Below are 26,999 nucleotides of genomic sequence, written 5' to 3' on the forward strand. Positions count from 1 at the left end.
GCCGAACTCATCAGGCGCTACAACCAAACAGCGATTGGCTGCATGACTGAGGCGACAACTATCTTGACGCGCGCCGGGGGTGTCCTACACGGGCAAGTATCCGTGGACCGCGGACAATCGACTCTGGGCCGAGGATGTGACTCTGGTGAATGCTTCGCTGAGCCTAGTGCCCTCTTCGATGGATCAGTGGCGGTTCATCCTTTGGGGAAAGAACCTGAGCAATGTCCAGTATTACCTGATTGGACAGGAGTCAGCGGGTCCGGCCGGCACAGGGGGGTATGTAGCGAGTCCTGCATCTCCCCGCACGGTCGGGGTCACGGTATCGGTAGCGTTTTGAGTCCCGATACGCGTGTGGAGAAAAAGGGCGCCGGGAAAATCTCGGCGCCCTTTTTCCATTGCCAACTCACGAATGGAATAGCGAAGCCGATCTGATCATTGGAGCGTACCAAGGCAGCGCCGTACGGCCCCGCCTCGTCAGTGCCACAGCTTAGCCTGAGCATTCACCAAAGCGAGCGCGTAGCAGCTTCTTGTCAATCTTGCCGACGCTGGTACGCGGAAGCTGATCAATGATTTCGAAGCGATCGAGCCTGGCGTAGCGTGTGATCGCGCCGCTGGCGATAGCGCGTTCAACAGGCGCGTTGATCGTATCCAGCGTCGGCCGAGCGGAAGCTTCGATCACCACTACAGCCAGCGGACGTTCGCCCCACTTCGCGTCGGGTACCGCGACCACGCAGGCTTCGGCGACTCCGTCAGCGGTTGCGACCAGCTCTTCCAGTTGAATCGAATCAATCCATTCTCCACCGGTTTTGACCACATCCTTTAGTCGGTCACGAATCTGGACGAGGCCATTGGAATCAATCGTTGCGATATCCTGGGTGTGCATCCAGCCTCCACGCCACAGGGCATCGGATGCTTTGGGGTCGCCGACGTAGCAGGAAGAAAGCCAGGGCGCCCGCAGTACCAGCTCACCGCGCGATTTTCCATCGTGAGGCAGTGGGTTCATCGCCTCATCGACGATCTGTACATCGACCAAGGGCACGGGAATTCCCGATGTTGTGAAGATGGAGAGCATCGCATCCTCTCCTTCATCTCGATCGGGGAACCGCAGCGCGGCTTTCAATACCGTGGGACAGGTTTCCGACATGCCATAGCCGGCCCCAATCAACATGCCACGCCGGCGCCCTTCGCTGCATAACGCCCTGGTTAGCGCGGAGCCGCCGATCGTCATCTTCCAATTGGTCAGATCCACGCCGGTCTGTTGGGCAGATCTGAGTACCATTTCGAGCACCGTCGGTACGCAGTGGGAGTAGGAAACACGGTGTTTGCTGCGCAAGTGGCAGATCGTCGCGGGATCATAGCGTCCTGGATAGACCTGCTTTACTCCCAGCATTGTCGCGATATAAGGCATTCCCCAGGCATGAACATGGAACATGGGCGTAAGGGGCATGTAGACGTCATCCACAGCCAGGCTCGGCGATGCGGTAGAAGCACCGAATGGGCCGGTGGCCGCCAGGGTATGAAGAACGAGCTGACGATGTGTGAAGCAAACGCCTTTGGGATTGCCAGTCGTGCCAGTGGTGTAGAAGGTTGTGGCGACCGCGTTTTCGTCAAAATCAACAAAGCGATAGTCGGATGAAGCCGTTGACGAGAGCGCTTCATATTCGCCATCGGCCCATGCGGGTAGCGCCTCATCAGTGCTGTCCATGATCGCGACCACTGCCTTGGCCATTGGCAGTGTGGGCAGGATTGCCTCAATGATCGGAAAAAAATCCCGATGAACGATGAGGATTTCGGCTTTTGCGTGCTGCAGCGTATAGGTGATTTGCGGCGCAGGCAGACGTACGTTCACGGTCTGCAGTACCGCGCCCATCATCGGTATGGCGAAGTAGGCTTCTAGATAGCGGTGGCTATCCCAATCCATTATCGCCACCGTTGTGCCTTGCTCCGCTCCGATACTTGCAAGCAGTGAAGCAAGCCGGCTGATGCGTCCGTAAAACTCCCGGTAGGTGTAGGTGTGCTGGTCGCGATAGATGATTTGCTGATCGGCGGCCTTGGTTAGAACACCGTCCAGCAAACGTCGGATCGTCAACGGGAACTGATGGAACTCGGTCGAGCGCTCGGCGAAACGCAGCGGCATGATGCACTCCTGTGTCGAGGGACAGATATTGGCTTGCAATCGAGCAGAAGCCCTTGGACTGCGTGCCCGATGAGCAGAGAAGCTGGAGCATGTTGCCCAGCTTTGTGACGAAAACCTTGAGGCGATGATGGCATCCGGCTTCGCGCAGTCAGTAGCGGGATGCCCGATGTTTGATGAAGCTGCGAAATCGATGGGTCGAAGCGGACCCCATCTAAATCGTCAGAGTGTCCCCTTGATGGTTGAGCCACCATCAACCACGATTCCTTGGCCGGTGACGTAGGCGCCTGCCTTCGAGGCGAGAAATACGGCGGCGCCCGCGATCTCCTCTGGTTCGCCGATTCGGCCCAGCGGCGTCGCGCGTCGCAACGCGGTCTCGGCATGCGGGTCTTCCCATAGCGCGCGAGCAAAATCGGTCCGAATGACGCCGGGTGCGATCGCGTTGACCCTGACGTTATGCGGGCCGAGTTCCACGGCGAGATTGCGGACCAATTGGAAGTCAGCAGCTTTGGAGATGTTGTAGGCGCCGATGACTTCCGAGCCGATGAGCCCGCCGATCGACGAGACGATGATGATCGAGCCCGCGCGCCGAGCGACCATCTCCGGCACCACCTTCTTGATCAGCCAATGGTTGGCCAGCACGTTGTTGTCGAAGATCTTGCGGAACTGTTCATCCGTAATCCCTGACAGCGGCCCATAGTAGGGATTAGACGCGGCGTTGCAGACCAGTAGATCGATCTGGCCGAGTCGTTGCCGGGTTTGAGCAACCAGGGCTTCCAGCGCCAATTTGTCGGACAGACTGGCTGCTACGGCAATGGCGCGTTCTTCACCGTGTGTTGCATTAATCGTCGCCGCGACCTCCTCACAAGCCGACTGGGTGCGGCTCGAGATGACGACGCGCGCACCCGCTGCCGCATAGGCTTGTGCGATAGCTCGGCCGATGCCGCGTGACGAGCCGGTGACGATCGCCACCTTGCCGCTGAGATCAAACAGATTCATGCCCATCCTTTTTCACGTAAGGCCGGCCCAAGCAGTGGTGCGGCCACGGCTCAATCGGCGGTCATGCCGCCATCGATCGCGATCTCTGCGCCGGTGATGTGCCGAGCGGCATTCGAGGTCAGGAAGCAAACGGTCTCGCCGACTTCGGCGGGCGAGCAGGCAACGCCAATCGGCACTGCGGCTTTGGCGACCTCGTCGGGGTCGAGCGTCGTCGGGCCTGCCGCTGGGTTGGCCTGGGTGGCGTCGTCGATATGCTTGCGCAGGGCAGGCGTGTCGACCAGGCCGGGATGAACGGAGTTGACGCGAACCTGGTTGCGCGCCGCCGCGCATTCGAGTGCCACGGCTTTGGTCATCATCCGAATCGCGCCTTTCGACCCGCAGTAGGCGGTCATGCCGGCGATACCTTTCAGGCCAGCCAAAGACGAGATGTTGATGACGGCCCCGCCGCCGGATTTCGCAATTCGCGGAACGCCGTGCTTCATGCCCAGAAACGTTCCCTCGACGTTCACCGCCATGATCCGCCTGAAGTCTTCGAGAGGCATCGAGAAAGTGTCGGTGATGGCGGACGTCCCCGCGCAATTGACCAGTACGGTCAAAGCCGCACCGGGCGCATCGGTGCGAGCGAGCGACTGCTGCCACTCGGATTCGTGTCGAACATCCAGTCGCAGCGGCTCGGCCCGCCCGCCGGCCTGGGCGATCAAATCGGCCGTGCCGATTGCGCTTGCGATGTCGAAGTCTGTAGCCCAGACGAAAGCGCCGCGAGCGGCGAGTGCGAGGCTGATCGCCCTGCCGATGCCGCTGCCGGCGCCAGTGACGAACGCTGCAGTACCTGTGAGTTCCGACATGCGGATTCCTCTTCTTGCTTACGTGGAAATTGCGGTTCTGACCGGCTGAATCTCACCGTGTACGGCGAGCATGGCGGCATCAGCCCGCCGTCATGCCACCATCGATGGCAATTTCGGCCCCGGTGATGTGGCGTGCAGTGTCCGATGCGAGAAAGCAGACCGTGTCGGCAATTTCTGCGGCCGTACAAGCCACGCCGATCGGAACCAGTTCCTCGGCCACCTTGTGAGGGTCGAGCGTCTTCACTGCCGGCGAGCCATGGCCAGACTGGGCAACCTCATCTGCGCTGTGCTTCTGCCAGGCAGGCGTATCGACAACGCCTGGATGAACGGAGTTGACGCGTACCTTGTTGCGGAGTGCGGCGCATTCGAGCGCGACGGCCTTGGTCATCATCCGGATCGCGCCCTTGGAGCCGCAATAGGCCGCCATGCCGGCAATGCCCTTCAGGCCTGCGAGCGAGGAGATGTTGATGACAGCGCCGCCGCCTGATCGAGCGATCCTCGGAATCGCGAGCTTCATCCCGAGAAACGTTCCTTCGACATTGATCGCCATGATCGATCGAAGATCCTCGAGCGGCATCGAGAAAGTATCGGTGATCATCGATTTGCCTGCGCAATTGACCAGGATCGTCAAGGGCTCATCCCGACGATCAGTGAGAGACAGCGCCTGCTGCCACTCGGATTCGCTGCGGACATCCAAGCGAATCGCCTGCGCGTGGCCACCGGCTCGTTCGATCAAATCAACGGTAGCCTTGGCCCCTGATTCATCGAAATCGGTCACCCATACGTATGCCCCACATGCGGAGAGCGCGAGACTCGTCGCTCGGCCGATGCCGCTTCCGGCGCCGGTGACCAATGCCGATCTTCCGTTGAGTTCTGACATGTGGGGCTCCTCGTCCCTTTTGTATGTGAAATAGCCGCTGCGACCGCGAGCCCTTGTGCGTGTTGGGCGAGCGTTGACGCTCTATGAGCCGAACCGCCATGCGCTCCACCGTCTTGCACGGCAATGGCGGGAACGCCAGCTGGCGCAAACCCACGATACGGGTTCAGGCGCGGCTTAACTAGAATGGTCCGGTTATCGGAGGCATAACCGAACCACTATGGCTGGATCGGCTCGCGGCGCTATCGCACGAGCTGTTTGGAGATGCTGATGACCGAGGTCTGCGAGAACGCCAGCAAGCCATCGGTCGCGAGTTCGGAGCCGATGCCGGACTGCTTGGCGCCTCCGAATGGAACGTGCGGCCGCAGGTCGGCATGATGATTGATCCAAACGGTTCCGCTATCGATCTGGCGGGCAATGACATACGCCCGGTCATGGTCGCTACTCCAGACCGATCCGCCGAGGCCGTGAATCGAGCGATTGACCCGGCTTACCACCTCGTCCACGTCGTCGAACTTGACGATCGGCAAAATGGGGGCGAACTGTTCTTCGTCCACCAGCGTGGCGCCATCGTCAATGTCGCGAACGATGGTGGGGCGGATGAAGTAGCCCTTGCCATCGCCGACGCTGCCGCCCGCGATGATCCGGCCATCGCGGCGTGCGCTTTCGATCAGACTTTTGGTTTTCTCGAACTGTACTGCGTTCTGCACCGGCCCCATCTGCGTATCAGCTTGCAGCCCGTTCCCAACCACCATCGCGTCGGCCAATCTCGCCAGTTCGTTGCACAAGGCGTCGTAGATGTTGCGGTGGGCATAGACCCGCTTGGCCGCAATGCAGACTTGTCCGGCGTTGGCAAAGGCGGCGGCCAGGATCTTGGGTGCAACGACCGAGACATCGACATCATCCAGCACGATGCTGGCGTCGTTTCCGCCGAGCTCGAGCGTGATGCGCTTCAGGCCAGGGGCGGCCGCTTGCATGACCTTCTTCCCAGTTGCGGTCGAGCCCGTAAACGCGATCTTCGCCACATCGGGATGGGCAGTGAGCTCCGCGCCGAGGTCATTGAGATCCGTGATCACGCTGAAAACGCCGGCAGGGAGTAGCGGCTGTGCCAGCCGCGCGAGCATGAGCGAGCTCACCGGCGTCGTTGGCGCCGGTTTCAGGATGAAGCTGTTTCCCAGCAGCAATGCGGGCGCAAATTTGATCGCGGCGAGAAACAGGGGAAAGTTCCAGGGCGTGATGCCGCAGACCACGCCAAGCGCCTTGCGATGAACTTCGATGCGGAGTGATTCGTCGTCCTGAAGTACATCGACGGGTAGGTCGATAGCCGCAAAGTAGCGAACAAGCCCCTCGGTAAACGCCAGCTCGACAATCGCCTCTGCCAGCGGCTTGCCCTGCTCACGAACCAAAGTGCGTGCGAGTTCGGCCGAATTTTTCTGTATGGCATCAGCCAGCGCGATCAGCCGCTCACGCCTCGCACTAAGCGCAAGCGCCGCCCAGGCCGGTTGAGCCGCTTTTGCGGAAGCGACGGCGAGCCCGAGTTGGCGAGATGAGGCCCGCGGCGCCGTCGTAAACGGAGATCCCGTCGAAGGGTCGATGACGTTCATGGAGGAGTCGCCACCCACCAGTTCGCCAGCGATCAACAGCTTGAGTTCTTCTGCCATATCTGTGCTCCATCTCAGAGGGTGCGTGTCTGCTGTCCAATTTGCGCAAGATCTACACGCGCGTGGCCACGCCGATCATCAGGGCGGCACATACCAATAAAGCAATCTTCGCTAGGGAGGCCGACTCGCCATAGACGGTCGCCGCAACGATCAGGACCAGGAGCTGCAGAGCGACCGTCATGAAGGGAGTAAGGATGCTGAGTTGCACCCCGGCGTTGACCATGCGGGCCGACACCGCGATGCCGATAGCGAAGCCGGCCAGGCAGCCGATGGTCGGCCAAAAGGCGGTGAAGCCTCGTGTCGCTGGAATCAGAGCCAGGCCGGCGAACTGACTGAGCATCGAAACCAGAAAAGCACCAATGATTGGAAGCGAGAATGTCGACATGTCGTAACCCCAGGCAGCGGATCAAGCCGTTAGATGTTCAGTCCTGAGCACTTTCAAAGTGACCGAGAGCTCTTAGGTCAACGCGACTACAGCCTCGCCAACAATGAGCTGCCGGCCGTCCTGTGCGGAGGCGATCAGCTCGATACGCGCCACTCGAGTGCCGTCGCGCTCCAGGAGCTCGGCCACGCGGCCCCGACAGCGGATGAGATCGTGAACATGGGTGATCGCAACGAATCGCGCCCCAAAGCTTCGTAGGCGTTCCGGGCCGCACAATTGGGTGACGACGCGCGATAGGACGCCGAAGGGAAGCATGCCGTGAGCGAAGACGTCGGGATGCCCCGCGTCTCTGGCAAAGTCGATATCGATATGAACCGGATCGTGATCGCCCGATGCGCCTGCATAGAGCGCAAGCAGGGCGCGTGAGATGGGGCCAAACTCGATCTCGGGTAAAAAGCTGCCTGCTTGAATGCCATCGTATTGTGCTGAGCTCTCCATCGCCCTCACTCCAGCCGATGCACGAGCGTTCGTTTGACACGGACCAGCACGCCGCGCTGGGCGTGGGAGATCGTCGATTCCAGTACGGCGAACTCCAGCGAGCCCTCGCGCTTCTCGTAGAAATCGAGGACCAAAGTGCTGACGAGAACCTCTTCACCGGCGTACATCAGACCCTCGTAAGTGTGATGCTGCTCGGCGTGCAGCAAGTATCGAAAGTCGCAACCGATCAGCTCGGTGAGATTCGCGCCGCCTTGTCGAGATCGCTCTTCTTCCGCGAGGGTCTCGATGACCGCGGCGAATGAGGGCGCGGCGGCGATGTCGGGGTGCCCACTGGCCCGAGCGGCAGCGACGTTGGTGAAGAGCGGGGCGGTCTCTCCGAGTAGCTTGGCGAACAGTAAGAGGCGGCTGCGTTCGAGTTGAACAGCCACCGCAGCGGTGATCAGACCCTTGGTTTCGCGTTTGAAAATTGCTCGAGGCCTCGTGGCGGCTGCGTCGCTCATGGTTCTTGCGAGTCCTCGCGTGAGAATGGTGTGGCCCGTCGTCGGTATCGTGCATCGACAGCGCCGGTATCGCTGTCGATGCACGTGAGTGTCTCGGGCTCTCGATCAAACGACATATCGCCACCGCATCGTCGCGGCGTCAATCAACATCAGTGTTATGGCTGCGATGTCGCAATTCGGCCTAGTTGGCGGCGTTGCGCCGGCGATAGCATGTGACAAAGGCCCGCGAGAAGGCACCAGCAAGAAAGTCGAATCTCACATCGCCGAAAAGCGCATCTCGACTCCCGATGAGGCTCGTCGAGCCGGCGCTAACTCGTAGCCCACTAGCGCTGACTACTGCCCGAACTCAGGGCTCGGTTCGCAGATGTTCTATCGAGCAGGCGCGTGCACGCGTTTTCTCAGCGCTGAAAACACACCCCACCAGGAAACCGAGGATTGAACAATGGATCAAGCGAGTGCTGATAAAGCCGCGGAGTTGCTGGTCTCACTATTTCGCGGTACGGCGAAAGAGCCTGTAAAGCGCTTTCCGGAAGATTGCCGGCCGACTTCCTTCTATGACGTACAAAGCATTCTCGATGGCCTGGTCAACGGCCTCGGGCAGCCCGTGAAGGGATGGAAGCTCTACTTTCCGTTCAAGGCCGGGCAGCCCAATCTGCTTGCGCCAATTTTCAATCTGCTGCCTTCTGGTGCTCGTATCACGCAGGAGATGTCGCGTATCCGCATCTGGGAGCCGGAGATCGTGTTCCGTGCCAAAACGGACCTGCCTCCGCGCGATCTTCCGTACACCTATGAAGAAGTCGCGCAAGCCACCGAGGCGGTGCCGGCGATCGAGTTTCTTGCTTTCCGCTTCGATATCGCCGGCATGCAGGAGCTGGCCGATCGCGTGTTCGAGGCTTATGCGGACAACACTTTGAGCGGCGGCTTCGTGGTCGGCGAACCCTATCCGGACTGGAGGTCGCTCGACTTCGGCAAGCTACGGCTCGTGGCCCAGCAGAACGGTGAAACGGTGGGTGACACGCGCGGCGGACACCCCGTCGTCGATCCTTTCATCCTGGTGTTCGTCGGCGTCAACTCGGCGCGCGAGCGCCAGGGCATACGCAAGGGGCAGATTCTCGCGACACTATCGCCCTCCGCCTTGCTGACTGCGCCGCCGAACTCGGTGATCAGCGCGCATTTCGAAGGCTTCGGCGACGTGTCGGCCGTCTTCGACTATTGATCGCCGGAGAGTCTCGGTGAATCTGAGCGGAAGAATCGCCATCGTAACGGGCGGGGGAACCGGCATCGGCCGCGCCGCTTCGTTGAAGCTCGCGGCCTGTGGAGCCCACGTCGCCATCAACTACCGCGTGAGCCGTGACGAGGCCGAGGACACGGCACGCGCCTGCAGGGCTTTGGGGGCGCGCGCGGTTGCGATTGCGGCAGATGTCGGCAACGACGAGGATTGTCATCGCCTGGTTGGCGCTGCCGTAGAGCAACTGGGCGGCGCTGTCGACATTCTTGTCAACAACGCAGCGGCGACCAAGTTTGTGCAGCACGCGCAGCTCGACGGTCTCTCGGGCGAAGACTTCGCCAATATCTACCGCACCAACGTCATCGGCCCCTACCAGATGATCCGCGCTGTGGCGCCGGGGATGAGGGCGTCGGGCGGTGGATCGGTCGTGAACGTGGCGTCGATCGCGGGCTTGTTCGGTGGTGGATCCTGCTCAGCGTATGCCGCTTCAAAGGCCGCTCTGATCAATCTGACGAAGACGCTGGCGCGCGCCCTGTCGCCTCATGTTCGCGTCAACGTGGTCTGCCCAGGTTTTGTCGGAACCCGTTGGTTCGAAGACCGACTCTCGCTAGATCAGTATGCGGCGACCCTGCAGCAGGTTGCGGACAATATGCCGCTACAGCGCGCCGCATCACCCGAAGATATCGCGGGCGGCATTGCGTACTTCTGCTCGCCAGAGGCCTCCATCATCACGGGCGAAACCTTGATCATGGATGCCGGGGCCCATCTTGATCTGGCGATCTCGCGCGGGATGGTCGGCCGGAGCGCCACTTAGGCTCAGCGTTGAGTGTGATAGCTGGCAAGACGCCGCGATCCCGCGTGTCGGGCCTGATCGGGAATCGCTCTATGCGTTTGCGAGGATGCCATGGCCGTACTGGATTCAAGTCTGTTCGAAGCGAGCAGTATTCCGGATGACACGCGCGCGATCGCCGCTGCCGTCAAAGCGGGAATTCCTGCCTTCCCCGCATGGACGCCGCAGCATGCCAGGCCGCTGCGCGAGGCTCGCCATGCGGGCGTCGGCGGCTTTCCCGCCATCATCCGCTCACCGCGAGCGCAGACGATCCGCATTCCCGGCCCCGGTGGCCCGCTCGATCTTCGCGTGATCGCCTCGGCAAATCCCAAGGGACTCTACCTGCATATTCATGGTGGCGGCTGGTTTATGGGCGCGGCCGATTTGCAGGACTACAAGCTTGAGGCGCTTGCCGATGATGGCGACCTCGTCTGCGTGAGCGTCGACTACCGCCTGACGCCGGAACATCCGCACCCCGCGGCGCTGGAAGATTGCGTTGCGGCTGCCACATGGTTGGCTCAGAACGCAGTGCGCCTGTGGGGCAGTGAGCGCCTCGTTATCGGTGGCGATTCAGCCGGTGCGCATCTGGCGGCACTGACACTGCTGAAGCTGCGCGAGGCCGTACGCTTTGCGGCTGCGCACTTCATCTTTGGATTCTTCGATCTGGCGCTGACGCCCGGCGCGCAGCAATTCGGCGGTGTACGCAGCATGCCGCGCACTGGCGACCTGCGTGGCTTCGTCGATGCGCTGCTGGGGCCCGATTTCGATCGGCGATCGCCCGAGGTCTCACCACTCTATGCCGAACTGTCGAATCTTTGTCCGGCGGTGTTCGTCGTGGGAACCGATGACGCTCTGCTGGAAGATTCGCTGTTCATGCACATGCGCTGGCTGGCGGCCGGAAACCCCAGCGAGCTACATGTTTACCCAGGAGCACCTCACAACTTCGTTGCGATGCCGTGTCGCGCTGCCGCCGATGCGCACGAAAAGGCGATTGCTTTTATTCGCCGCTGCTTGCCCTGAGAGCAGGGGGAGCGCCTGAGCGCGAAGAAAATTGGGGGAAAAGGAAACGTGGAACTGGGATTGAGTAAAGGCGTGAGCGAGCGGGCTCGCGTGATTGCTGAGAGAGTCGAGGCTTTCGTGCGTGGCACGGTTGCGCCGTATGAGAAGGACACGCGGCTTGGTCCTCACGGCCCAAGTGAGGATCTCGTTGTCGAGCTACGAAGCAAAGCCCGTGCGGCGGGTGTGCTGACTCCGCACATCCTCGATGACGGCAGTCACCTGACTCAGCGCGAGATGGCCACGGTGCTGATCCGAAGTGGTCTGTCGCCGCTGGGGCCTATTGCTTGCAACACCATGGCGCCCGATGAGGGGAATATGTACTTGCTCGGCAAAGTGGGCTCGCCGCAGCAGAAGGCGCGCTTCCTCGCGCCACTGATCTCGGGAGACGCGCGGTCGGCGTTCTTCATGACTGAGCCGGCAGAGGAGGACGGAGCCGGCTCTGATCCTTCGATGATGAAGACCACCTGTCGATTCGATGGTGAGCACTGGATCATTAATGGCCGCAAGAAGTTCATTACGGGCGCGGAGGGAGCGCGGGTTGGCATCGTCATGGCAAAGTCGGATGACGGTGCTTGCATGTTTCTGGTGGACCTTCCCGACCCCGCGATCCGCACGACTCGGGTGCTGAACACCCTCGACAGCTCGATGCCCGGCGGGCATGCCGAGATTGAGATCGTCGATTTGCGGGTTTCTGACGAGCAGATGCTGGGAGCGTCGGGTGAAGGCTTTGCGTACACGCAGGTGCGCCTGAGCCCGGCACGGCTGTCGCACTGCATGCGCTGGCTGGGCCTTGCGATCCGCGCCAACGAGCTTGCCCGAGATTACGCCTGTCGCCGGCAGGCGTTTGGCAAGCCGCTCATCGATCACGAGGGCGTGGGATTCATGCTGGCCGACAATCTCGTCGATCTCAAGCAATCGGAGTTGATCATCGACTGGTGTGCCAGCGTGCTGGATTCGGGATCGCTGGGCACCGCGCAGAGCTCAATGGCAAAGGTGGCGGTGTCCGATGCGCTGTTTCGGGTGGTTGACCGCTGCGTGCAGGTCATGGGTGGTAACGGCGTCAGTGGAGACACCATCGTCGAACAGGCTTTTCGCGAGATACGCGCCTTCCGGATCTATGACGGTCCCACTGAAGTGCACAAGTGGGCGCTTGCCAAGAAGATCAAGCGAGATTGGAGGGGCGCGTCGGCATGAGTGCAGAGGCTGAACAGAACTTCGGCACTACCGAGGTGCGAGAGGGATTCGGCTTCGACGTGGCGGCTCTCGATGCCTGGATGCGGGTTAACGTTGCCGACTATCGCGGGCCGCTTTCGGTCGAGCAGTTCAAAGGTGGGCAATCCAACCCCACCTACAAGCTCGTAACCTCGGCGTGCTGCTATGTGCTGCGCCGCAAACCCCCCGGCGCGCTGCTCAAAGGCGCGCATGCCATCGAGCGTGAGAGCAAGGTTCTAGTGGCGCTCGGCAGGGCGGGCTTCCCGGTTGCGAAAGTGCACGGGCTGTGCACCGACGATGCGGTGATCGGAACTTGGTTCTACGTGATGGAGATGGTCGAAGGCCGCATCTTCTGGGACGCGACCTTCTCTAGTGTGCCAAAGGAGCTGAGAGCTCGGCATTTCGACGCGATGAATGCCACGATCGCGATGCTGCACGGGCTGGACTATCAGGCGATTGGGCTGCAGGACTTCGGCCGCCGAGGCCGCTATATCGAGCGGCAGATCGAGCTTTGGAGTCAGCAGTATCTCAACGACAGTCAGGCCGGGCGCCATGCGGACATGGACCGCCTGGTCGAGTGGTTGGCTGCGAACGTCCCGGCGGGCGACGACAGCTGCGTCGTTCACGGCGACTTTCGTTGCGACAACATGATCTTTCATCCAACCGAGCCGCGCATTCTGGCAGTACTGGATTGGGAGCTGTCGACTGTGGGGCATCCGGCCGCGGATTTCGCTTATCACGCGATGATGTACCGCATGCCGCCTCACATTGTCGCGGGCTTGGGAGGTGCCGATCTGCATGCGCTCGGTATTCCGAGCGAGGCGGACTATCTCGCCACCTACTGTGATCGCCGTGGCCTGGCCGGAATGCCGGCCTACGACTTTTATGTCGCATTCAACTTCTTTCGCCTGGCCGCGATATTCCACGGCATCAAGGGCCGCTATCTACGCGGAAACGCCTCGTCGGCGCAGGCGCGCGAGCGTGTTGCCGTATTGCCCGAGCTGATGTCGCTCGCATGGCAGCAAGCCAAACGAGCAGGGGCTTGATGGGCTTACCAAGCCCCCACGCTCATCACTAGCGGTGAAAGCTCACGCATTCCTCAATCGGCGCCTTCGCGACGGGGAAGGTGTTCACCGGGTTGCCGGGCTCGGCGTAGCCAAAGGAAACGCCGAACAGCATTTTCAGTGAGGGATCGATACCGAGAACCTCACGGGCTGGTTCGGCAAAAAAGCTCAGCAAGGTTTGCGGGACACCGGCGAGTCCGTGGGCCGCCAGCGAAAGCAACAGCGTCTGGCCATACATGCCGACGTCGCCAGCGACACGAACGGGGTCATAGACGGGCGCCATGAACAACAGGCAGACATGCGGCGCGCCAAAGAATTCCAGGTTGCGCAGGATCGCGTAGCGACGCTGCTCAGCCGCATCCCGGGCGATTCCGGCGGCCTGGAAGTAGGCGGCTCCTTGGGCCTGCTGACGCTCCTTGTAGACGCCATAGAGGTCGTCGTAGTTGAAGGAGAAGTCGGCCGTGATGCGCTCCTCCAAGGCGGCAGCGAGCATCGCCTTGCTGAGCTTGTCGCGGGTTTCTCCAGACGCAACGTGCACTACCCAGGGCTGCACATTGGAGTTCGACGGCGCATGCCTCGCATCTTCGAGAACAGATTTCAGAACGGCATCCGGAACCGGATCGGGCAGAAAGCTGCGTGCGGATTTTCGACTGCGGACGACGTTATGGAACAGCTTGCTCTCGGACATCTGAAACTCCTGGTGCAATTTTGCGGTTAGAGGTGTCGCTCGGCGCGCGGATAGTAGTCATCGAAAATTTTCGATTCGATTTGCCAGGCAAATGCTTTGCTGAGCTTGCCGTCTGCAATTTCATAAACGCAGAGCCGGGGAACGATTAGCTCGGGCTGTCCGACGCGCGCATGCTTCTCGTAGATGAGCGTCGCCACGACGGTGTCGCCGGCGACCAGCACCGTCGGTTTTCCCACGATCTTGACGTTGCCGTTATTGAGCTCCTGGACCCGCAGGAGTAGCTTCACGGCCTCTTCGGTGTTCTTGATGTGCCCAGAGAACTCAGAGTTTCCGCCGATGTACGCGGGCTTGTCCTTGGCGTAGAAGCTGGCCATGCGAGCGATGCCCTCGGGGCCGCCTTCGCCGTATGCGGCGTAGTAGTCGGTCAGAAGCTGGTGATTTTCACTTGCCGTCGCCATTTTCATTCCTCCATTCAAATGCAGCGTTTAGTTGTTGTTGGCCGGCTTCGCATTTCGAATAGCGGCGCCGACGATGCCGGATTCGAGCGGCGTTCGTGTTGCGAGCGTGAGCCGGTTCATGGTCATGTAGTAGCCGATGGCGATGATGGCCTCGACGAGTTCCTGCGCCGAGAAGTGGCTGGAAACTCGTTCGAAAACCCAGTCGACTACGTCGCCGCCGCGAATGACTTGCTTGCCGAACAGCAGCAGCGCCTGATTGGCTTCGTTGAAAACTTTGGATGAGAGGTCGAGCGCATCGATTGCTTCCACCATCTCGGGGGTGGCGCCCAGCTTCTCGGCGATCGCACGATGTTGGGACCAGACGTACTGGCACACGTCGAGCCGCGCCGCGAGCAGAATCAGCAGCTCGCGCTGAAGCGGCGCGAGAGACAGCTCCGTCATCACGGCGCGACCGACATTCAGTTGCGGTAGAACGGCGGTCTTGGCGTGCGCCATCATGGCGATGATGTTGAGTCGCATGGGCGCGGCGCGCAGCGCATCGCCGACGGCTCCTTCCAGGGTCTCGATATCAATGAGCGGCAGGCGGCTTTCGGATTTGATTCCCGCAGACATTGCATTTCCTCGTGAGTGATGTCGGAGATCAGGGGCGGCCGCTGGTGCGGTAGTCGCCGAATTGGCCGTCGCGCTGATCGAGTGCGCCGGTGATGCTTTTGCGTAGCTCTTCGACATAGGCGAGAACTTCGGGCGTGAACCAGGCTTGCGCTTGCACTTCAGTGCCGACGCGGATGCCATTGCGTATTCCCATCGCTTCCATCTGGCGATGAAGGGCTCGCTTGTTCATCTGCTGAAGCGGCGCAGGCACTCTCGCGACACGCTCCGCAATATCCAGAACCGCCGTTTCGAGCTGATCGAGCGGATACGAGCGATTGGCGAAGCCGAATTGGGCCGCCTGCTTGCCGTTAATCGAATCTCCGGTCAGCATCATCTCCATCGAGTGGCGCATGCCCATCAACCACGGGAACACTTGGTTGTCGGGGGGGCTCATCAGTCGAATTGGCGGGTAGCCGATTTCGGCGTCATCGGCGACGTAGACAAGATCACACGATGCGGCGAGCTCGCTCCCGCCAGCCAGGCAATAGCCATGGACTTGTGCGATGACCGGCTTTGCCAGGTCCCACATCCGAAAGCAGCCGTCGACAACGTGACGCGCCCAGTAGCCGATGCCTGGGGCGGTGTAGTAGGGCGTAGGCCGGGCGCCGGCGCCTTCGACGGACCCCTGGCTCAAGTCGTAACCCGACGAAAAGCACTTGCCCGCACCGCGCAAAATGATCACGCGAATATCGTTGTCGACATCGGCGCGCTCGAGGACGGAGAAAAGCTCCCGACGAAGCTCGCTACTCATGGCGTTGCGCTTTGCAGGGCGGTTGAGCGTGATTCTCAGAATCGAGGCTCGGGGGCGGTCGAGCTCGAGGAACTCGTACGCGCCAATTGGATCGGTCATTGTTGGAATCCTCTCTCGCACTGTGGTGCTTTCTGCTCTTGTGGTGCTGGAATCGCTTGAATCGACGGCTTCACGCTGCGTTGAGCCCCTGAATTCGGAGGTGCCGCTGCGGATTACAACTACCGATGCCGGCTGATGTATTGGCTGTGGAGTCGGCGTTGCGATGTTGGGATCAAGCGGTGCTGGCTATTGTGTTGCCGCTTTCGCGCAAGGCGATTCGCTCGGCCCTGAGTTGTCCGCGCCGAACCTTTCCTGCCTCATCACGCAATGGCTCCAGCGTGAACTCGTAACTCGCCGGAAGCTTGTAACGCGTCAGCTTCGTTGCCAGGAATGCATTGAGTGTTTCGGCACTGACGGGTTCGCCCCCTGCCGGGCGCTGCACGATGGCGTGGACCGCCGAGCCCAGGTCCGGGTGGGGCAGCCCGATTACGACGGCCAGCTCTACACCGGGATGCTCCGACAGTGCATTCTCGATTTCGGCTGGATAGATGTTCATGCCGCCGCGAATGATCAGATCGGCGCGGCGGTCGGCGATGTAGAGATAACCGTCCTCATCCAGCCAGCCAAAGTCGCCGATCGTTTCGTAGCCGTCGCTCGATCGCCGTGCTTCGGCGCCAAGATAGCGATAAGTCGAGCCGGCACCGGTGTACGGAAGCAGGTGAATTTCGCCCACTTCGCCCTGCGGAACGACGTTGCCGCTGTCGTCCAGAATGCGGATGTGGCAGTTGACGGGTCGGCCAACGGAACCTCGATGTGACAACCAATCCACGCCACTGATGACGGTGTTGCCCTGCCGCTCGGTTCCGCCATAGATTTCCCAGATTTTCTCGGGCCCGAGCCAGTCGAGCCAGGCTTCTTTGAGCCAGCCCGGCATTGGAGCGGCAGTGTGCCAAATCGCCTTCAGCGAGGAGAGGTCGTAGCGCGAGCGCAGCGCTTCGGGCAACGCCCAGATGCGGCTCATCATCGTCGGGACCAGATTGGCCCAGGCGATGCGATGCCGTTCGATCAGGCACAGCGCTTCTTCTGCGTCGAACCGCGGCATGCTGATCACGCTATTGCCATGATGCAGGGCGATCGACATGAAGGTGAAGGGCGCGTTGTGGCAGAGCGGCCCGGCGTTGAGTACCGCCTCGCCTAGCGGCATGTTGAGCGGCGGCTCGTCCGGATCGACCGCGCCGGGGCCGAGGTCGATGATTATCTTGGGGCGGCCTGATGAGCCTCCTGAAGTCATCGCTTTCCAGTGACTGCCAATGACCGAGGGGAGCGCTTCGTCGCTTCCCTCACGAAGTCCGTAGTCCGACGGCAGCGCGCCCGTGCTCGACTGAATTGCCGAATCGGTGGCGAAGATCGCCTTGGGGCGGGCAAGTCCCAGGATCGCTTTGAGTTCGTCCATAGGCAGCCTTGCCGATATTACGGAAGGTGTCGCGCCGAGTTTCCAGATCGCGAAGGCCAACTCGAACACGGCGTTCTCGTTGGACATCACCAACGCAACGATGTCGTCTTTGTTCACGCCGAGCCGCTTCAGCGCCCAGGCGCGACGATTGGCCCGCACGGCCATTTCGCCCCAGGACAGGCGAGCTTCCTGATGCACTACACACAGCCGGTCGCTCCCGAGGCTGTTGGAATACCAAGCAGGGATGTCGCCCATCGGGATTGAGGCCATGCGCAGCTCCGTCGTGGCCCGCCAGACGCTGTGGAGGCGTGCCTTTCCCAAAAAGGCTACGCCGGGCAATCCCCCCGAAATAGCGCTTGAGCGGCATCTTCCGCATAACGATTCGGTTATGGATGCGCTCGGCCGAGTCTCCGTTGCTCTTGCGATTTAGCACGGGCATGGCTGCGCTTATCCCGCTTCGAAGACACGAGTCGCCGCCTTCGCGGTATAACATCGTCGTTATGGCTTGATGGGGGCTCCGGATTGTTACTGGCCCCCGACGGAGAGGTCATGAACATCCTAAGTTTGAGATACCTGCTCAAGATCGCCGAGCACGGCAGCATTACGCGCGCGGCGTCTGAGCTGCATATCACTCAGCCAGCGCTGACCCGGCACGTTGCCCATCTTGAGGAGGAGCTGCGGGTCAAGCTGTTGATGCGCCATGGACGGGGTGTTTGCCTGACCGAGGCGGGTCACCTGCTCAGTACTCGTGCCCGCTCCATCCTGACCGACATCGACGAGTTGTCCGAAGAGCTTCTGGCGCAGCAGCCGGAGCCCCAGGGTGAGCTGGCGGTTGGCATGCCTCATTCATGGTCGGAGAGAATGACGGCGCCGGTTATCAAGCAGTTCAATGAGCGGTATCCGGACGTGCGGCTCACGGTCATCGCCGATTCCAGCGAGACCCTCGAAGGCATGCTCAAAGCAAGGGAAATTGATTTCGCCGTTCTGACGATGACGGAGGACGATCCCGAAATCGAATCTCGACCTATCGTGCACGATCGGATCTATCTACTCGGAGCTAAGGGATCCGGCCTTGCCGAACTTCAAGAGGTTCCGCTTTCCGATCTTACTGTGCGACCCATGATCCACCAACACAATGCGACGGTGGTCGTTAAACGTCTCAATCAGCGACTCTCGCGATTTGGAAAGCCACTCAATGTGCTGGTTAAGACCAGCGCTTCGATGATGCTGGAACTGGTGGACCTGGGGCTTGGCTTCGTGGCGATGCCTGGATGCGCGATGGGCTCTCGACGGTATGACTTGGAGGCAGCGCCCATCAACAATTTTTCAATAACTTGGACCGTCAGCACGCTGCGCACTCGTCCTCCCAGCTCAGCTGTAAAGGCGTTCGAAGAGCTGCTGTATCAAGCCGTTCGTCTGCGCGTGGAGTCAGGTGAGTGGCCCGGCGTCATGCTTGCCAAGGATGTTTCCTGAATTGGGTCCCGCCATACAAGTGCCCGCCTGCTCGCTACGGCGGAAGTCCGGCTGAAAAACCGTCACATAGCCTTTTGGCTATGGATGAAATAAGCATATTCATATGTATCGACGTCTCTCGTTGCTCTATCTTGCGAAGAGGGTACGCAGTGGGTGATGCACGCGGTGCTGCGGGGCGGCCCTAAACAATATAAGACTAAGACCGAGGAGCGTTGCCGTGTCAGCACAGTCGACAGAGAAAACCCCCTTCATGCGATGGTCGATTGGCGCTGCGACGGTGACACGAGTGCTTGAGATGCCGCCGATCAGTGCCGATCCTGCGATCTTCATCCAGACGAACAAGCAGGAAGTTCAACAGCGGAGAGATTGGCTGTATCCGGACTATTCCGACGAGGACGGTAACATCAAGCTGCACTTTCAAGCCTTCATCATTGAGGCCGGCGGCAAGCGGATCATGGTGGATCCCTGCATCGGAAACGACAAGAAGCGCAGTTACGAGGCTTTGAGCATGCTTGATGGCCCTTTCCTGAAACGATTGGAAGAGGCTGGCTATCCGCGCGAGAGCATCGACTGTGTTTTGTGCACACACTTGCATGCCGACCATTGCGGGTGGAACACGATGCTGGTCGATGGGAGATGGGTTCCGACGTTCCCCAATGCGGAATATCTCTTTGCCAAGGCCGAGTATGAACATCTGCAAGTCGATGATCATGGCGATGCGCCCGCTGTTCTGGACGACTCGGTAAGACCGATCATTGAAGCAGGGCTCGCCAAGTTCGTTGATCCGGGCCACTTCATTGTCGAAGAAGTGAGGCTCGAGCCGACACCTGGGCATACGCCCGGTCATTGCTCCATCGTGATTTCCTCCGATGGGCAAGAGGCCCTCATCACAGGCGATCTTTTGCATCACCCTGTTCAAGTTGCGATTCCACATGTTGGAGACAACTTCTGCTGGAATCATGAAATGGCGAGATCGACGCGGAGACTCGTGCTGGAACGTGCATCGAGCCGCAAAGCACTGCTGCTGGGATCGCACTTCTCCGGCCCGACAGGCATTTATATCAAGCCCGACGGCGACGCCTGGATCATCGATAGCAAGCTGCCTGCGGAGTGATGGATCTGGTCCTGAGCGCAGGAACTTCGGAGTGCGACCGGTTTCGCTTGTGAGAACGCGGATGTCTGTTTCATCGGCTTGCGTTCGAAGAACTTCAAAAAGATCCGCGAAAGGATCGATCAGTGCAGGCGCACGGCAGGTGGATTTTCTCCGGAGCCGCTGAATATATCGCCGAGAAACTTCACATGCTGTCGACGGCAGTCTTGACGGTGTGCTGATGAATCGGGCCGATCGCGTCGATGCAATAAGGCGTTTCAATCAGGCGTACCGCTGTTGCTTGAGCGATTGGGTCTGCACGATCCACTTTTGCAACGTGATCCTGCAGATGAGTGAGCAATCAGACTGACCAACGCAGTGCGGGGGATGCTGCTCATTGAGCCGGTTCCGTGGGCATTCTTGGCTTGCGTCCAGATCAATGCGAGTTGATAGGAGGGGGCGCTTTGAGAGCGGCGAAGATCATCAAAAAATCGGTACTTGTTCTTGCTTTATTGGCGTGGATCATCTTGTTCTGCATTCACGTCGGGAACTACACACGAGGAGTCGGATATGTTTCGATTCCGCCAATGGTCAAGACTGGCTTTGTCTGGCCTCACTGAAGCCTGTCGTCTCTCGGCGACAGTGACGGGCTGATCACGTCGGCGCGTTGCCGTAATGCAGCCTGTCGCGCCAGGGCAACAAGCTGTCGCCGCGGGACAAAGCCGCGGCGCGGGCATGCCTTACCATCTGCGCAATGATGCGTGGACCATCGGCCGTGCCGAATCGATGGCCGGGCGCATGATCTCCGCCTTCGAATCGCGCTCGTCTATGACCCATCCCTGGATTGCCAGCTATCCGCCGGGCGTGCCCGCCACCATCGATGCGAGCGCGTATCCGTCGGTGATCGCCTTGCTCGAAGAAAGCTTTGCCCGCTACGCGGAGCGCAAGGCCTACGCTTGCATGGGCAGAGAGCTGCGCTATGCCGACGTCGACCGGCTTTCGCGCTGGCTCGCGGCCTGGCTGCAGTCGCGTGGCCTCGCTACGGGCGAGCGTGTTGCGATCATGATGCCCAACGTCTTGCAGTATCCGGTCGCGGTCGCCGCGGTGCTGCGCGCCGGATGCGTGGTCGTGAACGTCAATCCGCTCTATACCGCCCGCGAGCTTCGGCATCAGCTCGTCGATTCGGGTGCGCGCGCCATCGTCATGCTTGATCGCCACGCCTCGACCCTGGAGGCGATCGCGGGCGAGACCGGCATTGAGCATGTGGTGCTCGCTTCGCTGACGGACGCGCTGGCGGCGGTCCAGGACGAAGGCATATCGCATCCGGACGATGCGCGGATCACGCGGTTCGATACGGCGCTCGCGCAAGGTTCGGCATCGCGCTTCACGGCACCGGAAATACAGGCCGTCGATGTCGCGCTGCTGCAGTACACCGGTGGTACGACGGGCGTCAGCAAGGGCGCGGTGCTGCTGCACGAAACCATCGTCGCCAACCTGCTGGCCTCCGAGGCCTGGATGCAGCCGGGCCTGCATCGGCGTCCGACCACCGGGCAGTACACGATCCTTTGCGCGCTTCCGCTTTATCACGTGTTCGCGTTCATCAGCTGCGGCCTGCTGGGTGCCCGAATCGGGGCGGTCAACGTCCTGCTTCCGGATCCACGCAACATCGGCGCGGTCGTCGATGCGTTCAAGCAATACCGCATCCACAATTTCCCGGCGGTCAATACGCTTTTCGCAGCGCTGCTTCATCAGCCCGAATTTTCGAATTGCGATTTCAGCGAGCTCTGCCTGAGCAACGGAGGCGGCAGTGCGGTGCAGGAAGCCGTCGCCCGGCGCTGGCTCGCCGTTACCGGCTGCCCGATCGTGGAAGGCTATGGTTTGTCGGAAACCAGTTCCGGCATCACCTGCAACCGCACCGACTCGGAAGTCTTCACGGGCAACATCGGCTTGCCGATGCCGAGCGTGGAGATCCGCATTCTCGACGACGACGGCAAGGCGCTGCCGACTGGCACGAGCGGCGAAATCGCCGTACGCGGGCCGCAGGTGATGGCCGGTTACTGGCGGCGTCCCGACGAGACGGCCAAGGTCATGACCGACGATGGTTTTCTGCGCACCGGCGACATCGGGGTCATGGACGAGAACGGCTACGTCAAGCTGATCGATCGCAAGAAGGACATGATCATCGTCTCGGGCTTCAACGTGTTTCCGAACGAGATCGAAGCGGTGGTTGCGGGCCATCCGGGCGTACTCGAATGCGCGGTGATCGGGATGGCGGACGAACGCACCGGCGAGGCCGTGAAGCTGTTCGTGGTCAGGCGCGATGCCGACTTGAGCGCTGCCGATCTGCTCGCCTTCTGCGCCGAGCGGCTCACCGCGTACAAGCGGCCCAAGTCCATCGAGTTCATCGCGGCCTTGCCCAAGAGCAACGTCGGCAAGATCCTGCGCAAGGATCTGCGCGATGCCGCCTCGTCAGGCAAGCGGATGCCGTGAACGCGCTCCGTGCGAGCGGGCGAACGATTCAGCGCCTGCTCGCTCCGGCGCTGCGCACGTCGGCGATCGTCGGATAGCCGTTGACGGCCATCATGAGGTCGGCCTCGGCGAGGATCGAGCGCAGCACGTGGGCCGCCGCTTCGGCTCCGCCGAGCGCGAGTCCGTACGCGTAGGGGCGGCCGATGCCGACGGCGGTCGCGCCGAGTGCGAGCGCTTTGACGACGTCGGAGCCCGAGCGCACGCCGGAATCGAACAGCACCGGCGTAGCGCCGGCCGCATCGACGACGGCGGGCAGCAGGTCGATCGCGGCGATGCCTCCATTGGCCTGGCGTCCGCCATGGTTGGAGCAATAGATCGCATCGATGCCGGCATCCACCGCACGACGTGCGTCGTCCGGGTGGCAGATGCCCTTGAGCACGATCGGCAGCCGGGTCAGGCTGCGCAGCCAGTCGAGATCGTTCCAGGTCAGCACCTTGCCGAACAGGCTCACCCAGAGCAGCACCGCCGCCCGCGGATCGCTGCCCGGATCGGCGCCGAGCAGTTCGCGGAACACCGGGTCGCTGAAGTAATTCTGCAGCACGTGCCCGCGCAGCTGCGGGAAGTTGGCGTTGTTCAGATCGCGCGGCCGCCATCCGGTGACCCAGGTGTCCAGCGTCACCACGATCGCCTTGTAACCGGCGTTCTCCGCTCGCCGCACGAGACTGGCGGCGAGTTCGTGATTCTTCGGGGTGTAGAGCTGGAAGTAGGCCGGCGTGTCGCCAGTGGCCGCGATGACGTCTTCGAGCGAATCGTTGGTGAGCGTGGAGACGGTGAGCGGAACGCCGGTCTGCGCCGAGGCGCGTGCCGCCGCGAGATCACCGTGTCCGTCCTGCGTGCAGAGGCCGGTCACGCCGATCGGGCTCATGAACAGCGGCGAAGGCAGCTTGCAGCCGAACAGCTCGATCGACAGATCACGCCGGCTCGTATCGACGAGCATGCGCGGCACCATGCCCCAGTCGTGGAAGGCCAAGGCGTTGCGATCCTGCGTGTACTCGTCGCCGCAACCGCCTTGCACGTAGTGAAGGATGGCGGGCGGCATCGCCGCTTCGGCGCGCGCCTTGAGCGTTGCGAAATCGACCGGATACTTCGGAAGCACGCCGTTGAGACCGGCGAGGTAGATCGCGTTCTGATAGTCGCCGAAGTGAGGGTTCATCGCGGCGCTCCGGCGGCTCGATCGCGGTGCGTCACGGTGACGACGACCTTGCCCACGACCTCGCGGTTCATCAGCGCGCGGATCGCCTCGCCGCCCCGTTCGAGCGGATAGCGCCTGCCGATGTGCGGACGGATGCGACCCTGCTTCATCCACGAGAGCAGGGTTTCGAGATCGCGCTGGCTGCGTTCGGGTTCGCGCTGGGTGTAGTCGCCCCAGAACACGCCGACGATGCTGCATCCCTTGAGCAGCGCGAGATTGGCGGGCAGGCGTGGAATATCCCCGTTGGCGAAGCCCACCACGAGCAGGCGGCCGCGCCAGGCGCAGCTGCGCAGGGCGGCCTCGGTGTAGGCGCCGCCGACCGGATCGTAGACGACGTCGACACCGCGTCCGCCGGTGAGTGCCTTGAGTCTGTCGCGCAGGTCTTCACGGCTGTAGTCGATGAGCTCGTCCGCGCCGTGCTCGCGGCAAGTGGCGAGCTTGTCGGCCGACGAAGCCGCGGCGATCACGCGCGCGCCCAGGGCCTTGCCGATTTCCACCGCGGCCAGGCCGACGCCGCCCGCGGCGCCGAGCACGAGCAGGGTTTCGCCGGGCTGGAGCGCCGCGCGATCGGCGAGCGCGTGATACGAGGTGCCATAGGTCATCACGAACGCGGCAGCGGTTTCGTCGTCGAGCCCGGCCGGCAGCGGCATCAGCGCCTTCGCATCGGCCAGGACGAACTCGGCGAACGAGCCCCAGCCGGTGAACGCGATGACCCGGTCTCCGGCCTTGACGTGGCCGACCTTCGCGCCCACCGCCTCGACCACGCCGGCGCATTCCCCGCCCGGCGAAAACGGCAGCTCGGGCTTGAACTGATAGAGGTTGCGAATGATCAGGGTGTCCGGAAAGTTGACGCCGGCGGCGTGCACGCGAACGAGCACCTGATGATCGCCCGGAGCGGGCGTCGCGGTTTCTTCGAGAACCAGGGTCTCCGGATCTCCCCAGGACTTGCAGAGCAGGGCTTTCATCTCGTCATCTCTTGCGGCCTGCGCGCAGAGTGCAGGCTCGCGGCGGCTTTTGCGAGCGAAGGCGCGGCGGACAGCACGATCACCAGTCGCACGAACTGCGAGGCCAGGACCAGCGGCAGGTACACGCTGGCCCCGCTGGCGATCATCACGGCGGTGTCGATTCCGCCCGGGCTCAAGGCCAGGTAGGCGGTCAGCAGATTGGTGTCCGGAACCAGCCGCGCGAGCAGCAGCGACAGCAGGCCGCAGATCGAGATCAGGGTGACGATGGCGACCAGCATGCGCGGCAGCAGGCGCAGGCAATGCAGCGCGGATTCGCGCGTGAACGTCAGGCCCACGTACCAGCCGGTCAGGCCGAAGGCGAGCGTGGAGGCCAGTGGCGGCACCTCGATGTCGATCAGGCCGGTGCCTTGCAGCAGCGCGCCCGCGAATGCGGGCAGGAACAGCGCGAGGTTGCCTTTGCCGGTCAGCTTGCTGGCTGCGTAACCGGCGAGCGCGAGCGCCAGGGTTTCGAGCAGGGCGGTCGTGGCGATCGGAGGAAACCAGCTGTCCTGCAGCACGCCCGGAACCGCCGTCGAAGCGCCGTGCGAATGATCCAGGCCGGACGCAATCGCGATGGCGGCCATCGATACGAGCACGATGCGCGAGTACTGCATCATCGCGACGAGACGAGGGTCGGAGCCGTAGTCGTCGGCGAGCAGCACCATCGCCGACGCGGCGCCCGGCGACAGCCCCCAGATCGCGGATGTATCGGGCAGCCAGCGGCGCTGCGTGATCAGCAGGCCGAGGGCCGCGATCAGCAGCATGGCCGCGAGGTTGATCACGATCAGCGTGAACCAGTGCGCGGAGAACACCGCCAGCAGCGCGGGGTTGATCAGGTGCGCGATCAGGCAGCCCATGACCGCCTGGGCGCCGAGCGAGTAGTTCTTGTGCAGCCGGATGCCGGCGCCGCTCAAGGCGACGACGATCGCGGCGAGCATCGGGCCGAGCATGAAGGCTGCGGGCACATGCAGCTCGCGCATCAGCGACGCAACGCCGACCGATCCCACCGCCAGCAGCAGCCAGGCCGCTCGCTTGTGGCGCAGGCTCATGGCGCCGCGGCTTGCAGCGGCACGCCGGTGCCCGCCAGCGGAACGCCGCCGGTCAGCAATGCGGCCAGCAGTGTCACGAGGCAGATCCCGACGGCCCACTTGAGCGCGAAACGCTGGGTATCGGCGACATCGACCCCGAGCAGTCCGCAAGCCAGGTAGATCGGGGCGAGCAAGGGGCTCAGCGAATGCACCGGCTGGCCGAGCAGCGAAGCGCGTGCGATCGCGTCGGGTGCGATGCCGAATTCCGCGGCGGTGCGCGCGATCACCGGCACCACGCCGAAGTAGTAGGCATCGTTCGACATCACGAAGGTCAAGGGCATGCTCACGATCGCCGTGATCGGCGCGAGATAGCGGCCGATATCGTGAGGGATCACCGACAGCGCCGCAGTCGCCATCGCGTCGGCCATGCCGCTGCCGTTGAGGATGCCGGTGAACGCGCCTGCCGCGAACAGCAGCACGACGACGTTGGCCACATTGTCGGAATGGGCTGCGAACCTTTCGCGCTGATCCTTCATGCGCGGATAGTTGACGGTGATGCCGATGGCGAAAGCGCCCATCATCAGAACGGGCAGCGGCGCGAATCCCGAGATCAGGCCGCCGACGAGCGTGAGCGTCAGCAGCAGGTTGAACCAGAACAGCTGCGGCCTGCGTTTCGCCGCGAGCTCCGGATTCGAGCGGTCGTCCGCGATGAGGTCTGCCTGCATCGCGCCGATCGTCGCGCCGGCCGGAGTTAGAGCGAGCCGCGCGCGTTCGGAACGGCCCATCAGCCAGGCGATGCCGAGCACCGCGATCAGCCCGATGATCATCGCCGGAAGCAACGGCAGGAATACGGAGAGCACGTCGGCATGCACCGCGCTCGCGGCGCGTGCGGACGGACCGCCCCAGGGGACGAAGTTCATCAGCGAATTGCCCAGACCCAGCAGCGTGGCGAGTATCAGCGGGTTCATGCCGATGTGCCGGTACACGGGCAGGAACGCGCCGATGATGATCAGCGCGGTGGTGGTGCCGTCACCGTCGATCGAGACGATCATGGTCAACAGCGCCGTGCCGAGGCTGATGCGCATCGGATCGGTGCCGACCAGCGCCAGTACCCGGCGCACCAGCGGGTCGAAGAGTCCCGCGTCCATCATCACGGCGAAGTAGAGCACCGCGAAGGCCAGCATCAAGGTCGTCGGCGCCACCTTGAGCACGCCGTCGATCATCATCGCGCCCAGGCCCGGACCTGCGCCCGCGATGATCCCGAAAACGATCGGTACCGCGATCAGTGCGGCAATGGCCGACATTCTCTTGGTTATGATGAGCGTCATGAAGGTGACGATCATCAGGGTCCCGGC

25 protein-coding genes are annotated in these 26,999 nt (G+C 61.9%); 8 read left to right on the forward strand and 17 right to left on the reverse strand.

The genetic code is table 11. The features are described 5' to 3' along the window. Positions 1 to 487 precede the first annotated feature (487 nt). The 8 genes from AC3WUM_RS22610 to AC3WUM_RS22645 all read right to left on the reverse strand — a co-directional run bounded on the left by AC3WUM_RS22610 (position 488) and on the right by AC3WUM_RS22645 (position 7,896). Positions 488 to 2,137, reverse strand: a complete 1,650-nt coding sequence (locus tag AC3WUM_RS22610; RefSeq protein ID WP_492413234.1) for a long-chain-fatty-acid--CoA ligase — start codon at positions 2,135 to 2,137, stop codon at positions 488 to 490. Positions 2,138 to 2,356: 219 nt separating this feature from the next. Further along, positions 2,357 to 3,133 carry an SDR family NAD(P)-dependent oxidoreductase gene (locus AC3WUM_RS22615; protein WP_492413235.1) on the reverse strand — a complete coding sequence of 259 codons (777 nt, stop codon included), beginning with the start codon at positions 3,131 to 3,133 and terminating at the stop codon, positions 2,357 to 2,359. A 50-nt stretch (positions 3,134 to 3,183) separates the two neighbouring features. After that, a complete protein-coding gene (locus AC3WUM_RS22620; RefSeq protein ID WP_492413237.1) occupies positions 3,184 to 3,978 on the reverse strand; it encodes an SDR family NAD(P)-dependent oxidoreductase in 795 nt (264 codons plus the stop codon). Positions 3,979 to 4,057: 79 nt separating this feature from the next. Next, a complete protein-coding gene (locus AC3WUM_RS22625) occupies positions 4,058 to 4,858 on the reverse strand; it encodes an SDR family NAD(P)-dependent oxidoreductase (protein ID WP_492413239.1) in 801 nt (266 codons plus the stop codon). A gap of 239 nt (positions 4,859 to 5,097) precedes the next feature. Further along, positions 5,098 to 6,516, reverse strand: coding sequence for an aldehyde dehydrogenase family protein (locus AC3WUM_RS22630; protein ID WP_492413241.1), 1,419 nt, complete (start codon positions 6,514 to 6,516; stop codon positions 5,098 to 5,100). Between the two features lie 52 nt (positions 6,517 to 6,568). Continuing rightward, positions 6,569 to 6,901 carry a hypothetical protein gene (locus AC3WUM_RS22635; protein WP_492413243.1) on the reverse strand — a complete coding sequence of 111 codons (333 nt, stop codon included), beginning with the start codon at positions 6,899 to 6,901 and terminating at the stop codon, positions 6,569 to 6,571. Positions 6,902 to 6,973: 72 nt separating this feature from the next. Beyond that, complete coding sequence (locus AC3WUM_RS22640) at positions 6,974 to 7,396, reverse strand: MaoC/PaaZ C-terminal domain-containing protein (protein WP_492413245.1); 423 nt, start codon at positions 7,394 to 7,396, stop codon at positions 6,974 to 6,976. Positions 7,397 to 7,401: 5 nt separating this feature from the next. After that, on the reverse strand, positions 7,402 to 7,896 hold the full coding sequence (locus AC3WUM_RS22645; protein ID WP_492413246.1) for an FAS1-like dehydratase domain-containing protein: 495 nt from the start codon (positions 7,894 to 7,896) through the stop codon (positions 7,402 to 7,404). 442 nt (positions 7,897 to 8,338) lie between these two features. Here AC3WUM_RS22645 and AC3WUM_RS22650 point away from each other — a divergent pair, with 442 nt between their 5' ends. The 5 genes from AC3WUM_RS22650 (at position 8,339) to AC3WUM_RS22670 (ending at position 13,270) form a co-directional block, all read left to right on the forward strand. Next, the gene (locus AC3WUM_RS22650) at positions 8,339 to 9,112 is read left to right on the forward strand and encodes a 2-keto-4-pentenoate hydratase (protein WP_492413247.1); all 774 of its coding nucleotides are present in this window, start codon (positions 8,339 to 8,341) and stop codon (positions 9,110 to 9,112) included. Between the two features lie 16 nt (positions 9,113 to 9,128). Beyond that, entirely contained in the window at positions 9,129 to 9,938 is an 810-nt protein-coding gene (locus AC3WUM_RS22655; protein ID WP_492413248.1) for an SDR family NAD(P)-dependent oxidoreductase, read from the forward strand. A gap of 90 nt (positions 9,939 to 10,028) precedes the next feature. After that, entirely contained in the window at positions 10,029 to 10,973 is a 945-nt protein-coding gene (locus AC3WUM_RS22660) for an alpha/beta hydrolase (protein WP_492413250.1), read from the forward strand. A 72-nt stretch (positions 10,974 to 11,045) separates the two neighbouring features. Then, the gene (locus tag AC3WUM_RS22665; protein ID WP_492413404.1) at positions 11,046 to 12,206 is read left to right on the forward strand and encodes an acyl-CoA dehydrogenase family protein; all 1,161 of its coding nucleotides are present in this window, start codon (positions 11,046 to 11,048) and stop codon (positions 12,204 to 12,206) included. Next, entirely contained in the window at positions 12,203 to 13,270 is a 1,068-nt protein-coding gene (locus AC3WUM_RS22670) for a phosphotransferase (RefSeq protein WP_492413251.1), read from the forward strand. The genes AC3WUM_RS22665 and AC3WUM_RS22670 overlap by 4 nt, the downstream gene beginning before the upstream one ends. Positions 13,271 to 13,298: 28 nt before the next feature. Here AC3WUM_RS22670 and AC3WUM_RS22675 read toward each other — a convergent pair whose 3' ends face one another. From AC3WUM_RS22675 to AC3WUM_RS22695, 5 genes are all read right to left on the reverse strand, one after another. After that, the gene (locus AC3WUM_RS22675; protein ID WP_492413253.1) at positions 13,299 to 13,976 is read right to left on the reverse strand and encodes a nitroreductase; all 678 of its coding nucleotides are present in this window, start codon (positions 13,974 to 13,976) and stop codon (positions 13,299 to 13,301) included. Positions 13,977 to 14,002: 26 nt separating this feature from the next. Next, a complete protein-coding gene (locus AC3WUM_RS22680; protein ID WP_492413254.1) occupies positions 14,003 to 14,434 on the reverse strand; it encodes a nuclear transport factor 2-like protein in 432 nt (143 codons plus the stop codon). A gap of 27 nt (positions 14,435 to 14,461) precedes the next feature. Continuing rightward, positions 14,462 to 15,046, reverse strand: a complete 585-nt coding sequence (locus tag AC3WUM_RS22685; protein WP_492413256.1) for a carboxymuconolactone decarboxylase family protein — start codon at positions 15,044 to 15,046, stop codon at positions 14,462 to 14,464. A 28-nt stretch (positions 15,047 to 15,074) separates the two neighbouring features. Next, complete coding sequence (locus AC3WUM_RS22690; RefSeq protein ID WP_492413258.1) at positions 15,075 to 15,935, reverse strand: enoyl-CoA hydratase-related protein; 861 nt, start codon at positions 15,933 to 15,935, stop codon at positions 15,075 to 15,077. A gap of 172 nt (positions 15,936 to 16,107) precedes the next feature. After that, complete coding sequence (locus AC3WUM_RS22695) at positions 16,108 to 17,598, reverse strand: AMP-binding protein (RefSeq protein ID WP_492413260.1); 1,491 nt, start codon at positions 17,596 to 17,598, stop codon at positions 16,108 to 16,110. Positions 17,599 to 17,877: 279 nt separating this feature from the next. Between AC3WUM_RS22695 and AC3WUM_RS22700 the strand changes: the two genes are divergently transcribed. The 3 genes from AC3WUM_RS22700 to AC3WUM_RS22710 all read left to right on the forward strand — a co-directional run bounded on the left by AC3WUM_RS22700 (position 17,878) and on the right by AC3WUM_RS22710 (position 22,381). Beyond that, positions 17,878 to 18,801, forward strand: a complete 924-nt coding sequence (locus AC3WUM_RS22700) for a LysR family transcriptional regulator (RefSeq protein ID WP_492413261.1) — start codon at positions 17,878 to 17,880, stop codon at positions 18,799 to 18,801. Positions 18,802 to 19,018: 217 nt separating this feature from the next. After that, positions 19,019 to 19,915 (forward strand): MBL fold metallo-hydrolase, encoded by an 897-nt coding sequence (locus AC3WUM_RS22705; protein WP_492413263.1) that lies wholly within the window; start codon positions 19,019 to 19,021, stop codon positions 19,913 to 19,915. A gap of 804 nt (positions 19,916 to 20,719) precedes the next feature. Further along, positions 20,720 to 22,381 carry an AMP-binding protein gene (locus AC3WUM_RS22710; RefSeq protein ID WP_492413405.1) on the forward strand — a complete coding sequence of 554 codons (1,662 nt, stop codon included), beginning with the start codon at positions 20,720 to 20,722 and terminating at the stop codon, positions 22,379 to 22,381. A gap of 28 nt (positions 22,382 to 22,409) precedes the next feature. Here AC3WUM_RS22710 and AC3WUM_RS22715 read toward each other — a convergent pair whose 3' ends face one another. Genes AC3WUM_RS22715 through AC3WUM_RS22730 form a run of 4 tightly spaced genes read right to left on the reverse strand, consistent with a single transcriptional unit; the run spans position 22,410 to position 26,987 of the window. After that, complete coding sequence (locus AC3WUM_RS22715; protein ID WP_492413264.1) at positions 22,410 to 23,573, reverse strand: alpha-hydroxy-acid oxidizing protein; 1,164 nt, start codon at positions 23,571 to 23,573, stop codon at positions 22,410 to 22,412. Next, positions 23,570 to 24,577, reverse strand: a complete 1,008-nt coding sequence (locus tag AC3WUM_RS22720) for an NADPH:quinone oxidoreductase family protein (protein ID WP_492413266.1) — start codon at positions 24,575 to 24,577, stop codon at positions 23,570 to 23,572. The genes AC3WUM_RS22715 and AC3WUM_RS22720 overlap by 4 nt, the downstream gene beginning before the upstream one ends. Beyond that, a complete protein-coding gene (locus AC3WUM_RS22725) occupies positions 24,574 to 25,665 on the reverse strand; it encodes an AbrB family transcriptional regulator (protein ID WP_492413267.1) in 1,092 nt (363 codons plus the stop codon). Before AC3WUM_RS22725 ends, AC3WUM_RS22720 begins: the two co-directional genes overlap by 4 nt. After that, positions 25,662 to 26,987 carry a CitMHS family transporter gene (locus AC3WUM_RS22730; protein ID WP_492413406.1) on the reverse strand — a complete coding sequence of 442 codons (1,326 nt, stop codon included), beginning with the start codon at positions 26,985 to 26,987 and terminating at the stop codon, positions 25,662 to 25,664. Before AC3WUM_RS22730 ends, AC3WUM_RS22725 begins: the two co-directional genes overlap by 4 nt. Positions 26,988 to 26,999: the final 12 nt, after the last annotated feature.

The sequence above is a fragment of the Hydrocarboniphaga sp. FW305-C-57 genome (assembly GCF_058783045.1).

Excerpts from the sequence above, each read along its gene's own strand:
- AC3WUM_RS22610 (WP_492413234.1), bottom strand. The coding sequence starts at position 2,137 with ATGCCGCTGCGTTTCGCCGAGCGCTCGACCGAGTTCCATCAGTTCCCG.
- AC3WUM_RS22695 (WP_492413260.1), bottom strand. The coding sequence starts at position 17,598 with ATGGCCTCAATCCCGATGGGCGACATCCCTGCTTGGTATTCCAACAGC.
- AC3WUM_RS22645 (WP_492413246.1), bottom strand. The coding sequence starts at position 7,896 with ATGAGCGACGCAGCCGCCACGAGGCCTCGAGCAATTTTCAAACGCGAA.
- AC3WUM_RS22685 (WP_492413256.1), bottom strand. The coding sequence starts at position 15,046 with ATGTCTGCGGGAATCAAATCCGAAAGCCGCCTGCCGCTCATTGATATC.
- AC3WUM_RS22730 (WP_492413406.1), bottom strand. The coding sequence starts at position 26,987 with ATGATCGTCACCTTCATGACGCTCATCATAACCAAGAGAATGTCGGCC.
- AC3WUM_RS22650 (WP_492413247.1), top strand. The coding sequence starts at position 8,339 with ATGGATCAAGCGAGTGCTGATAAAGCCGCGGAGTTGCTGGTCTCACTA.
- AC3WUM_RS22620 (WP_492413237.1), bottom strand. The coding sequence starts at position 3,978 with ATGTCGGAACTCACAGGTACTGCAGCGTTCGTCACTGGCGCCGGCAGC.
- AC3WUM_RS22675 (WP_492413253.1), bottom strand. The coding sequence starts at position 13,976 with ATGTCCGAGAGCAAGCTGTTCCATAACGTCGTCCGCAGTCGAAAATCC.
- AC3WUM_RS22660 (WP_492413250.1), top strand. The coding sequence starts at position 10,029 with ATGGCCGTACTGGATTCAAGTCTGTTCGAAGCGAGCAGTATTCCGGAT.
- AC3WUM_RS22640 (WP_492413245.1), bottom strand. The coding sequence starts at position 7,396 with ATGGAGAGCTCAGCACAATACGATGGCATTCAAGCAGGCAGCTTTTTA.
- AC3WUM_RS22615 (WP_492413235.1), bottom strand. The coding sequence starts at position 3,133 with ATGAATCTGTTTGATCTCAGCGGCAAGGTGGCGATCGTCACCGGCTCG.
- AC3WUM_RS22715 (WP_492413264.1), bottom strand. The coding sequence starts at position 23,573 with ATGAACCCTCACTTCGGCGACTATCAGAACGCGATCTACCTCGCCGGT.
- AC3WUM_RS22710 (WP_492413405.1), top strand. The coding sequence starts at position 20,720 with ATGACCCATCCCTGGATTGCCAGCTATCCGCCGGGCGTGCCCGCCACC.
- AC3WUM_RS22635 (WP_492413243.1), bottom strand. The coding sequence starts at position 6,901 with ATGTCGACATTCTCGCTTCCAATCATTGGTGCTTTTCTGGTTTCGATG.
- AC3WUM_RS22680 (WP_492413254.1), bottom strand. The coding sequence starts at position 14,434 with ATGGCGACGGCAAGTGAAAATCACCAGCTTCTGACCGACTACTACGCC.
- AC3WUM_RS22625 (WP_492413239.1), bottom strand. The coding sequence starts at position 4,858 with ATGTCAGAACTCAACGGAAGATCGGCATTGGTCACCGGCGCCGGAAGC.
- AC3WUM_RS22690 (WP_492413258.1), bottom strand. The coding sequence starts at position 15,935 with ATGACCGATCCAATTGGCGCGTACGAGTTCCTCGAGCTCGACCGCCCC.
- AC3WUM_RS22630 (WP_492413241.1), bottom strand. The coding sequence starts at position 6,516 with ATGGCAGAAGAACTCAAGCTGTTGATCGCTGGCGAACTGGTGGGTGGC.
- AC3WUM_RS22720 (WP_492413266.1), bottom strand. The coding sequence starts at position 24,577 with ATGAAAGCCCTGCTCTGCAAGTCCTGGGGAGATCCGGAGACCCTGGTT.
- AC3WUM_RS22725 (WP_492413267.1), bottom strand. The coding sequence starts at position 25,665 with ATGAGCCTGCGCCACAAGCGAGCGGCCTGGCTGCTGCTGGCGGTGGGA.
- AC3WUM_RS22700 (WP_492413261.1), top strand. The coding sequence starts at position 17,878 with ATGAACATCCTAAGTTTGAGATACCTGCTCAAGATCGCCGAGCACGGC.
- AC3WUM_RS22670 (WP_492413251.1), top strand. The coding sequence starts at position 12,203 with ATGAGTGCAGAGGCTGAACAGAACTTCGGCACTACCGAGGTGCGAGAG.